Source organism: Paenibacillus sp. PAMC 26794, from assembly GCF_000316035.1.
Lineage (GTDB): Bacteria > Bacillota > Bacilli > Paenibacillales > Paenibacillaceae > Paenibacillus.
The window spans coordinates 1-1344 of record NZ_ANHX01000053.1 but is presented as its reverse complement, the minus strand read 5'-3'; the positions used below and the strand labels follow the sequence as shown (position 1 = coordinate 1344).

Below are 1344 nucleotides of genomic sequence, written 5' to 3'. Positions count from 1 at the left end.
CATGTCCACAACACGATTAACTTCCTCTTTACTCCAACCAAATTTTCAATTCTTTCGAAATATGCGCATCCGATGTGGAAGAACGTTAAATCGGTTCATCCGAACGATGCAGACGTTGTTTAGTCATCCAGAGGCATCCATTGCTGAAGCCAGTAAGAATGCAGCGGAAGCGAAAGCCATCTACCGTTTATTACAGAATCCGCAGTTGACCGAGGAAAACGTGCTGGAATCGTATCGGACAGAGACGCTACGTCAGATGAAACAAACGGAAGAGTCCGTGTTTTTGTGCGTCCAGGATACCACTGAAATTAAATACGGTAATCGAGAAAAAACGCCAGGACTTGGCGCCTACAATCGCAAGCAAACCAAAGGCTTGCTTGCGCATTCCGCATTGGTGCTTACCCCGTCCGGCCTCCCGCTTGGCCTCTTACATCAAAAAATTTGGGCACGGGATCTGGCGCTCAAAGCGGAACGGAAGGTCAGCCGCCCTTACGAACAGAAGGAAAGCTACAAGTGGACTGAGGCCGCAAAAGCCAGTGTGCTCGGCCTCCCAGCAGATATGAAGCTCATTCACATAGGGGACCGGGAAGCCGATTTCTTTGAATTTTTATACCACTTGCATGTTGATGAACAGTCCTATGTCGTAAGATCCATGCAAAATCGGATCACCGAAGCAGAAGGACTTTTCATGCAGGACGAAGTGCGTAAACAGCCTTCCTCCGGGCAGATTACCGTTTCCCTCCCGCGAGATACGCGAAGTAGTGAAGCCGCTCGGGATACGACGCTGGAGATTCGTTTTCTGACGGATACGGTACATGTACCGGCACACCTGAAACAAAAAGGGGCTGCGTATTCGCCTCTTCCCTGCACCCTGATTCATGCGTTGGAAACCACACCGCTGGAAGGCGAAACACCGATTGAATGGTTTCTGCTCACGAATCTTACCGTGGCTACGGTAGACGATGCTCGTGAAAAAGTGGCATGGTACGTCCAACGTTGGAAAATTGAGCGGTTCCATTACATTTTAAAAAGTGGTTGCGAGATCGAAAAATTACAGGAGCGTGACGGTGAACGATTGCGTAAACTCATCCTGTTCTATTCCATAATCGCTGTACAACTCCAACAGATGACCTATCTCGTTCGGCAAAAGCCTGACGCTCCATGTACTTCGTTCATGGGTGACGAGGAATGGAAGGTTCTTTACCGTGTGGCCAACAAAACGAAAACACTCCCGTCCAAACCACCTACCCTGCGAGAAAGTGTGATCGCACTCGCCAAACTCGGTGGCTTTTTTGGGACGCAAAAGTGATGGCGATCCAGGAGCGAAGGTTCTTTGGAGGGGCC

The 1344-nt window shown here is 49.6% G+C and carries 1 protein-coding gene; it reads left to right on the top strand.

The genetic code is table 11. The features are described 5' to 3' along the window. Position 1: 1 nt before the first annotated feature. On the top strand, positions 2–1309 hold the full coding sequence (locus D829_RS0118875) for an IS4 family transposase (RefSeq protein WP_036661412.1): 1308 nt from the start codon (positions 2–4) through the stop codon (positions 1307–1309). Positions 1310–1344 lie beyond the last annotated feature (35 nt).